The organism is Chamaesiphon polymorphus CCALA 037 (assembly GCF_003003845.1).
Classification (GTDB): domain Bacteria; phylum Cyanobacteriota; class Cyanobacteriia; order Cyanobacteriales; family Chamaesiphonaceae; genus Chamaesiphon; species Chamaesiphon polymorphus.
This window is the reverse complement of the sequence record NZ_PVWO01000252.1, coordinates 1-8205: the sequence shown is the minus strand read 5'-3', so window position 1 is coordinate 8205 and position 8205 is coordinate 1. Positions and strand designations below refer to the sequence as shown.

The following is an 8205-nucleotide window of genomic DNA, read 5'->3' as shown; positions in this document are numbered from 1 at the left end:
TTGCCTCTGTTTGGAATTTTCCTCATTTTAGCAAGCAACCAAGTAACCCTAATTTTTAATCTTGACACTGCACTAGCCTTACTTATGCCGCTCGGTACTAGTTATAAGACCGCTTAAATGTCTCCTGTTGCAAATAAATTACCCGAGGAGTTAGCGGCGGCAATCTGTCGAAAGCATTAAAATTCACTTCATACCTAAAATTACGAATCGGGACGCCATAGTAGCTCGCACCAGGGGCAAACGCACTACCAGCACTACTACCAGACCGATAGGCACCGCTATATTCTTGCGGTGCGCCTAAACTGACAAATGAGCCAGTGTAGTTGAATCTTTGACCAGTCCAATTTTCGACCATTCGCATGTAGTTATTCAATCCGCCACTATACTCTTTGATAGTCGGAAATCCGCTAGAACCGATGTTACCATTACTGCGATCGGTGTAAGAGAGAAAAGCGGCATTGACTGTAGTTTCTACAGCGTTCTGGGTGGCGGTAATTACGCCACAATTTAGCATTCTGGTGTTGGGATCGGCGCAATTATTGGATAAAACGGTAATCGTATCGCCGATCGTAGCTGCGGGTTGTTTGGCAACATTGCCAGCAAAACTATTGTAGTCGCCTTGGACATATAGCCCGCGATCGGTCACCACAGTCATCGGCCCAGGCAGATTTACCCCACCGCTAAAGGCAAAGCCGTAGGAGCTTCTCCTTTTGCCATCGGCATAGTTACGCAGGTTATCTGCGGAATCGACAGTCAGATCGGCTGTACCATCACCATCAAGATCGTCGCTGACAGTAGCATGATAGACCAATCCGCCCTCCGTTAAATCGGATGCGGCCAATCCAAGTTTTTGAAAACTGCCAGTTGCGGCGGTCGGGTTAGCAGCAGCGCGAATGAATAATAAATTATTTGTATCGTAAATCGAGCCATTATTCCCACCGTTAAATGCTGCTGTGTGCTGGGTGGTCGTTGTGGCGTCATTCGTGGTGATGTTATTATCGCGATCGACATACAAACCATCGCGGTTCCACATCGTCAGACTGTCAATATTGGTCTGTAACATGCCAATCCACCGCTCTTCGCGGCGATCGAAATAACTCGATTGCCAAGTATAATTGCTATTTGCCACCCCACTACCCGTTAGTACCTGAATGGGTGCTGGTAAGAAACAACCGCCTACCGCACCAGCTAACTGTGCGGGTGACTGGGCTGTATTTAAAGTCGATTCTAAACTAGTTGCGATACTACTAATACTCGCATTAGCTGGATCGCTCAATGGTAAATTCAGTCGATCTAGCGGTACTGGCGTATTTTGGGCCGCAATAGCAACTTGGAGCGCACGCAAAACTCTTCGTTCGCTTAACAAACTGGGATTGTGATTGACAGCTACAGTCGGACACAAGCGAGCGCGTTCTTCATTGCTTACCACTTTACTCATCACTGGCTGCATCAGGCTGCGGAGCTGACCCTCACTCATTCTGACGCACTTAAGACTGGCACCTTGCCGTCCAGTAGAGATTTCAAATCCAGTACAACTGCCGCCACTACCGCCATCTTTAATTGACGTAAAGTTAAATGGCACATTCCCCGCCGCGCGTTTGGGCACCATTTCTAGCCGCAAATCGGCTTTACCGTAATATTCACCAATATTCCCGTCCGCATCGCGCTTGCGCAAGAAACCAGGCTGGGGAACTTGGAGTACGGTTGCACCTGCGGCTCCATCTAAAACTCTCCGATTGAATTTAGCGATCTCTGGAGGTGTCAGCGGGATAGTCCGGGTGGCATCATAAGGGGGAAATTTTTCGTAAGTATTGGCTGGATCGTAGGGGTTGTCGGGATCTCCTGTCAGCAGTACTTGAGTATCGCCATACCGAGCGATCGCACTGGCATCGACTCGATTATAAATACTGTTGGCGGCGGTGACTTGACCGAGCAACCGCGTAGTTTCGGTACCAATGGGAGTCGGTTGGATATATAGATTGGCATTGGTATGGACGCGACCATTAATATCCATTTGGGACGTGGAATTCATTTCCAAGTCCCCGTTATAAAAAGCTGCAAACTGAAATAGCGGAATGTTGCGACTCCTAAATGACATTTCTAATACTGTCATTGCCCGCGCATCCAAATCTTGCGGCTGCCTGCTCGTCGCCATGCTAAAGATGGTGTAGCGATATTCTTGAGCATTTAAGCCTGCATAAAGTTGTCCGGCAGGAATCGTCTGGACTTGTGGAATCCGGCGGACGGGATCGATGTAAATCGTGCGATCGCTAACAAAACTATAGGCCGTATACTTGACATTATTAGCGAAATTGGAAGCTGATAAAGATTTCCCATCGGCATCCCTGCCTACGGTAGTGCCAATTGCATGTTTGTAGTTTAATTCGATTTTCTGACAGGCAAAGTCACCACTGCCATCATTGGCGGGATCGCTATCGAGACAAAATGCCATATTATTAGGGCCAGCGATCGATCCAGATACCGCACCAGGACTGACACCATTGGGAGTGGCATAATTGACAAACTTTTGACGAACTACATCCGATCTTTGATTGAGTCCAGACTCAGCAGCGTAGAAGGTACTGTTAGCCTCTACATTAGCAGTGGTAGCAGATTTGCTAATATTTGTAATCGCTAGATAAGCAGCCAATAAACTGAAAATCAAAATCGTGACGATCGATACCAGCATCATTGCATAGCCAGTATCGCTGGACTCTTTCCGTGCGTAATGTTGCGCTCGCAGCATTAAATGTAGCAGGCGAACGGAGGGGTCTAGTTTTGACATAAGGGATAGCCCGATCTGGTGGTCTGACTGTGGTGCTAAATTCACGATCCGGTCAGTATTGACAGTGAATTGGTAAATGCTGTTTACTACTGGAATTAGTATGCCCAAATCACTGACCAAACCTATCTCGATCGCTTGAATTTGCATCTTCCAGCAGAAATCACACCGCGTAACGATCTCTATTGCCCGTCGCCAGCCCGCGACTCATTAATTAAATCACCTGAAAATTTGACATAAAAATAGACATCCTCACATTTAAGGATGTCCGAGCGCACCAAGTTTAACGGCATCTGGGAGCAAGATCGATTTGCCAGTCAGCCTCGGCTAAACTTAACGGAAACCAACAGCAGCTTGCCAAACGAAGGCTAAGGCCAAAAATAATACTGGGATAATGGGGAGAACATCCACCAAGGGATCGAAGATGGCATATGCTTCAGGCAATTTCGCAATTATGAGTGCTGCGTCCATGTTTTATTAATCCTTATTTATATCACGGCGATCGTAGTTGGTAGCTATTTTATCATGTCTGGACGGAGTGGATCGGTCGATCGATGCTCTCTATCTAGATTTCAATCGGTGTCATCGACAACGAACGCGGACGAGCATCGGTTACATAGCCTAACGGGTATTGTAACTATTTATTAAGTTTTCACCGAGGTTTATCAAGAAACAAAACAAATTGGTCGGTCGCTGGTTACAAATTCAGGGATTGCGGATAATAGTTAGTATCAGCAGCGAATTCGACAGACTCGCAGAAATTGTGTCGATCGATGCTGCTGAATTACTGTCCGCTGTTAGGAGGTATTGGGTATGGCATCCACTCTTGAAGTTAAACAATATCTCGCACACTGGTTTCAACTAGGTAAAAAGGTTTATACCCACAATGGCGATCGATCTCTATTGCCGAGTAAAATCTTTAATGATATGGACTACAGCAAAGAATTCGAGCGTTGTTGGGACATTATCCTGTCAGATCGATCGGGTGATTGCTATTTAGAAGACACATCTCAAACCATCGCTGAGTTGCTTACTCCTACGTGGGAGCTAGTCGATTGCGCTCGGTGCAGTATGCTCATTCCGCTGCAAATTGCTGGCATCCCCCCCGAACATTGTCCTTGTATTAATTTACCGCAATGGCCGAATCTGGACGTGCCCACACCACGTTTAGCAGTATCCGTTCGATCGAAGTTAACTAACATGCAAGAGCGGTTAGAGCGGTTAGCAGGCGATAATTAAAACTTACCGATTGCCGCAAATAACCACCTGGCTCAAAAATAAAGCTTGCGAAATTCGCAAGCTTTATTTTCAAAAGATTTTATTCTTAAAGTCTTCATGAAACTGGTGCAAATAAGCTGCTTAATTATCGACAGGTTCTCTAAGAATTAAATCATTGATGCGCGTATTCCAATTCAGGTAATGTCTTGGCTGAGATTGCGAAAGGGTGAGGTTCATCATCCCCTAAAACGATTAGTTGTTGGCAAGGAATCTTATCTGATAAAATAGAGCTTGCCATCATACCAGTATGTATTTCTAGATAGCTATAACTAGGAGCTTCAAATATCAGTCGTTGTCCGGGAAAAACAACTCGCTCGAAATACCAATTGTGAACATTGGTGATTCTGGCAACTTGAATTTGACTGGTACTATTAACATAGCAGCAGCAAATCTCCTCGGCATGGTTTTCGGGTAGGGGATCGAGAATGTGAGGCATAATAATTTATTTAGCCTGGTGCCCATAAAATCATTTACATTCTCAAGGTAACACTCCTATTTAATGAGAAGCTGTAAAGTTTACTACCTTTTCACACCGCTGGGGATCGCATCTAGCTAATGCGTGCCAAAGGCCGCAAATCTCGATCTAATCTGAGTCTGAGACTACCTTTTCGAGAGAATTTTGTGTAAAGTTATATTAAAGACATAAATAAAACCTCGACCGGGATTTACAGGATTTACAGGATTAGCAGGATTAGGCGATCGGTGCTAGCCTGCGTCTCCTCTTTCGATCGGGATTTAACGATCTACAGGATTTTCCGAATGAGGTTATCGGTGTTAACCATTTCCCCCTGATTCCGAGAGGGATGTGAGGATTGGTAAGATTTTCAGGATGAGGTTATCGGTATTATCCTTTGCTCCCTATCCCCTAGTCCCGATTCCCTATTTCCTATCCCCTATCCCCTAGTCCCTATCCCCTAATTATGACTACACGAATTCTCTATTGTCGCCTTCCTTGCAATCCAATTTTCCCGATCGGGGTTGTATACTTGTCAGACCACGTTCATAAGCAGTTTCCGAATATCGAACAACGGATCTTCGATCTCGGTACGGTACCACCGCTAGATTATGGTAAGGCACTAGACGCCGCGATCGATAAATTTCAGCCAGACTTACTGGTTTACTCTTGGCGGGATATCCAAATCTATGCACCAGTCGGCGGACGCGGTGGCAATCCGCTCCAGAACTCCTTTGAGATTTTTTACGATCGCAACCCGCTGAAGAAGCTGCACGGTGCCATTGGTGGAGTGCGGATGTTAACCAGCCACTATACAGAATTGTGGCGAAATATGTCTCTAATTAAGCGCGGGTTGAAACGTGCCAAGCGGCATAATCCGAACACCCAATTAGTCGTCGGTGGGGGAGCTGTGAGCGTCTTCTACGAGCAGTTAGCTAAGAGTTTACCAAAAGGCGCAATCGTCTCGATCGGGGAAGGGGAAGTCTTATTAGAGAAGATTATTAGAGCTGAAGATCTGACCAACGAGCGGTGTTATATTGTCGGTACCGCACCTCGCAAAGGTTTAGTCCACGAACCGCCAACCTCGATCGAAAAGACGGCGTGCAATTACAACTATATCGAGACAATTTGGCCGGAATTTAGCTATTATTTACAAGATCGGGATTTTTATGTCGGCGTGCAGACAAAGCGCGGTTGTCCGCACAACTGTTGCTATTGCGTTTATACCGTAATTGAAGGCAAACAAGTCCGGATCAATCCAGCCGATGAAGTAGTCGCCGAAATGCGCCAACTTTACGATCGTGGGATTCGGAATTTCTGGTTTACCGATGCCCAATTTATCCCAGCTCGACGCTATATCGATGACGCGATCGAATTATTACAAAAGATCGTCGCTAGTGGGATGACGGATATTAAATGGGCAGCTTATATTCGTGCTGATAATTTGACTCCCGAACTGTGCGATTTGATGGTCAAAACCGGGATGAATTATTTTGAGATCGGCATTACCAGCGGTTCTCAAGAACTAGTTCGCAAAATGCGGATGGGTTATAATCTTCGCACTGTCTTACAAAACTGTCGAGATCTCAAAGCCGCCGGATTTGAAGATCTAGTCTCGATTAATTACTCATTTAATGTTATCGACGAACGCTTTGAAACGATCCGTCAAACGATCGCTTATCACCGCGAAATGGAGAAGATATTTGGTGCAGATAAAGTCGAACCAGCAATCTTCTTTATCGGATTACAACCGCACACTCACTTAGAAGAATATGCCTTCAAAAATGACGTGATTAAACCCGGTTACAATCCGATGAGTCACATGCCATGGGTAGCTAAAAAACTCCTCTGGAATCCCGAACCGTTAGGCTCATTCTTCGGTGAAGTTTGCCTTCAAGCCTTCCGCGATAACCCCAACGATTTCGGACGTGAGGTGATGAATATCCTCGAAGCACGGTTGGGTAAATCGGAATTAGAGGAAGCTCTCACTGCACCTGTAGAAGTCAAACAGTTAGCTAAGGTTTAAATTAATCGATCGTTAATAACATGCTCGATCTCTAACGCTAGTACCAATCTCTCGAAGTGTCATTTTAAAGTATGGATGAACTTTCAGAACAGATCCTTCAAACTGCGTGCAGATTTGTCGAGATTTGTAACGATCGTGCAGAAGGCAAACTCGACTACTCGGAAGCTAGCCTTGCTGCTGTCGAGGAAATGCTAGCCGAAGCAGCGGATTTTGCAGATGAGATGACTGATGCCAGAATCGGTACATTGGTTAGAGAATTTGGCTGCTACATTATGGAAGTAGGACGGCGAGAATTTGGAGGCTGTTATCGCTGGTATGAAGAGAGAGCGCAGCCAGTACTAGTAGTTGGCGAGCCATTGTTTAGAGTCTCTATGCTTTCGTGGGACAAAGTGAGATCTCGGATTGCTGGCGATGATAGTGATAATATTCCATTTCACTATGCTGGATTTGCCCGAAGGGTGCGACAGGCAATACCAGGGACTGACGCGCTCTATGTCTAGCTATCATCACAAGTGTGAATATTGGAGGTAATGATGAATTTTGAATTAGAAACTCAACGTTTACGATTACAACCGATTGTAGCAAGTGATTCGATCGCGCTACACGAGATTTTCATAGATGCATATGTGCGAAAATATCTATGCGACGATCGAGTTTGGGAGTTACAACAGATAGAGGAGATGTCTCTAGAAAACCAAAATCTCTTCGATACGCAAAAACTCGGTCTCTGGTTTATTAAGACTAAAGATACTGAAGAAATTGTTGGCTTTATTGGCTTGTGGTACTTTTTTGAGGAAGAACAACCTCAATTAGTTTATGCTCTAATTCCAACAGCCACTAAAAAAGGCTATGCTACCGAAGCAGCTTTAAAGATAATAGAATATTGCTTTAAAGAACTTGGTTATAAATACCTTTTAGCAAGCTGCGATCGACCTAATTTAGAGTCCATAAAATTAACCCAAAGACTGGGGATGCGTGAAGTAGAACAACGGACGATCGAGGATAAGCCCATCGTATTCTTCAAAATTGAAAACGACCTAGTGCATTGTCAAGACTAAAAATTAGGGTTGATAATTTCCGAATCCCTTATTCAATAAGCTTCTTAAAAGACATCCACCCTAAAATTAAGATTTGACGCTGCACTAGTAAATACTATTTAATAAGTCAGTGACAAGAATTCGTACTAAAACATGCGATCGATGCCAGCAATTATCAGATGTTTTATATCGAGTGCGGGTAGAGCGAGATGGGGCATGGCAATTTGTTTGCGATCGGTGTTGGCAGACGATCGATCGCACTAATCTCGATTATAGCTATGGCGGCACCTGGAAAGCACGCAAACGATAGAACTTATTCGATCGATATTTAAAATTTATCGATGATACTTTGCTAATCATATTTATCAAAACATCTCATTAATTAATGATTGCGCGATCGAGAGATTCTGAGTTAGTTTAGAGCGATGTCCCTTATTGCAGGAACTAAAGTAATGAAGACATCAATTGCCGCACCGATCGCCAACAACACTAATGTAAATACCATAAATACACGGTGGTATGCCAAGCTAAATCGCAGTCATATCGTGCGAGTTTTAGAATTAGTTCAAGATACAATTGCAATTTCTCTATGTATTGGATTGTTTTGCGTGATGGTATTGCAGTTGAA

At 44.5% G+C, this 8205-nt stretch carries 8 protein-coding genes and 1 pseudogene; 6 read left to right on the top strand and 3 right to left on the bottom strand.

Annotation, left to right across the window (positions count from 1 at the left end):
• Positions 1–97: 97 nt before the first annotated feature.
• A complete protein-coding gene (locus C7B77_RS17905) occupies positions 98–2785 on the bottom strand; it encodes a hypothetical protein (RefSeq protein WP_146138382.1) in 2688 nt (895 codons plus the stop codon).
• Between the two features lie 330 nt (positions 2786–3115).
• Entirely contained in the window at positions 3116–3253 is a 138-nt protein-coding gene (locus tag C7B77_RS17900) for a photosystem II reaction center protein K (RefSeq protein WP_015161932.1), read from the bottom strand.
• Between the two features lie 342 nt (positions 3254–3595).
• Between C7B77_RS17900 and C7B77_RS17895 the strand changes: the two genes are divergently transcribed.
• Positions 3596–4021, top strand: coding sequence for a hypothetical protein (locus C7B77_RS17895; RefSeq protein WP_106307781.1), 426 nt, complete (start codon positions 3596–3598; stop codon positions 4019–4021).
• Positions 4022–4172: 151 nt separating this feature from the next.
• Here the strand turns inward: C7B77_RS17895 and C7B77_RS17890 are convergent, their stop codons facing one another.
• Entirely contained in the window at positions 4173–4496 is a 324-nt protein-coding gene (locus C7B77_RS17890) for a DUF1830 domain-containing protein (RefSeq protein ID WP_106307775.1), read from the bottom strand.
• 484 nt (positions 4497–4980) lie between these two features.
• Between C7B77_RS17890 and C7B77_RS17885 the strand changes: the two genes are divergently transcribed.
• The 5 genes and pseudogenes from C7B77_RS17885 to C7B77_RS31910 form a co-directional block, all read left to right on the top strand.
• Positions 4981–6540: a photosystem II high light acclimation radical SAM protein gene (locus C7B77_RS17885; protein ID WP_106307772.1), complete on the top strand. Its 1560-nt coding sequence runs from the start codon at positions 4981–4983 to the stop codon at positions 6538–6540.
• A 71-nt stretch (positions 6541–6611) separates the two neighbouring features.
• Positions 6612–7040, top strand: a complete 429-nt coding sequence (locus C7B77_RS17880; RefSeq protein ID WP_106307770.1) for a hypothetical protein — start codon at positions 6612–6614, stop codon at positions 7038–7040.
• A 30-nt stretch (positions 7041–7070) separates the two neighbouring features.
• A complete protein-coding gene (locus C7B77_RS17875) occupies positions 7071–7598 on the top strand; it encodes a GNAT family N-acetyltransferase (protein WP_245894257.1) in 528 nt (175 codons plus the stop codon).
• A gap of 109 nt (positions 7599–7707) precedes the next feature.
• Positions 7708–7887 carry a hypothetical protein gene (locus C7B77_RS17870; protein ID WP_106307764.1) on the top strand — a complete coding sequence of 60 codons (180 nt, stop codon included), beginning with the start codon at positions 7708–7710 and terminating at the stop codon, positions 7885–7887.
• A gap of 142 nt (positions 7888–8029) precedes the next feature.
• A pseudogene (locus tag C7B77_RS31910) lies at positions 8030–8205 on the top strand (phosphate-starvation-inducible PsiE family protein); the annotation flags it as partial.

What these genes read in the sequence shown, in the direction of transcription:
- C7B77_RS17905 (WP_146138382.1), bottom strand. Translation starts at nt 2,785, where the DNA reads ATGTCAAAACTAGACCCCTCCGTTCGCCTGCTACATTTAATGCTGCGA.
- C7B77_RS17875 (WP_245894257.1), top strand. Translation starts at nt 7,071, where the DNA reads ATGATGAATTTTGAATTAGAAACTCAACGTTTACGATTACAACCGATT.
- C7B77_RS17880 (WP_106307770.1), top strand. Translation starts at nt 6,612, where the DNA reads ATGGATGAACTTTCAGAACAGATCCTTCAAACTGCGTGCAGATTTGTC.
- C7B77_RS17895 (WP_106307781.1), top strand. Translation starts at nt 3,596, where the DNA reads ATGGCATCCACTCTTGAAGTTAAACAATATCTCGCACACTGGTTTCAA.
- C7B77_RS17900 (WP_015161932.1), bottom strand. Translation starts at nt 3,253, where the DNA reads ATGGACGCAGCACTCATAATTGCGAAATTGCCTGAAGCATATGCCATC.
- C7B77_RS17890 (WP_106307775.1), bottom strand. Translation starts at nt 4,496, where the DNA reads ATGCCTCACATTCTCGATCCCCTACCCGAAAACCATGCCGAGGAGATT.
- C7B77_RS17885 (WP_106307772.1), top strand. Translation starts at nt 4,981, where the DNA reads ATGACTACACGAATTCTCTATTGTCGCCTTCCTTGCAATCCAATTTTC.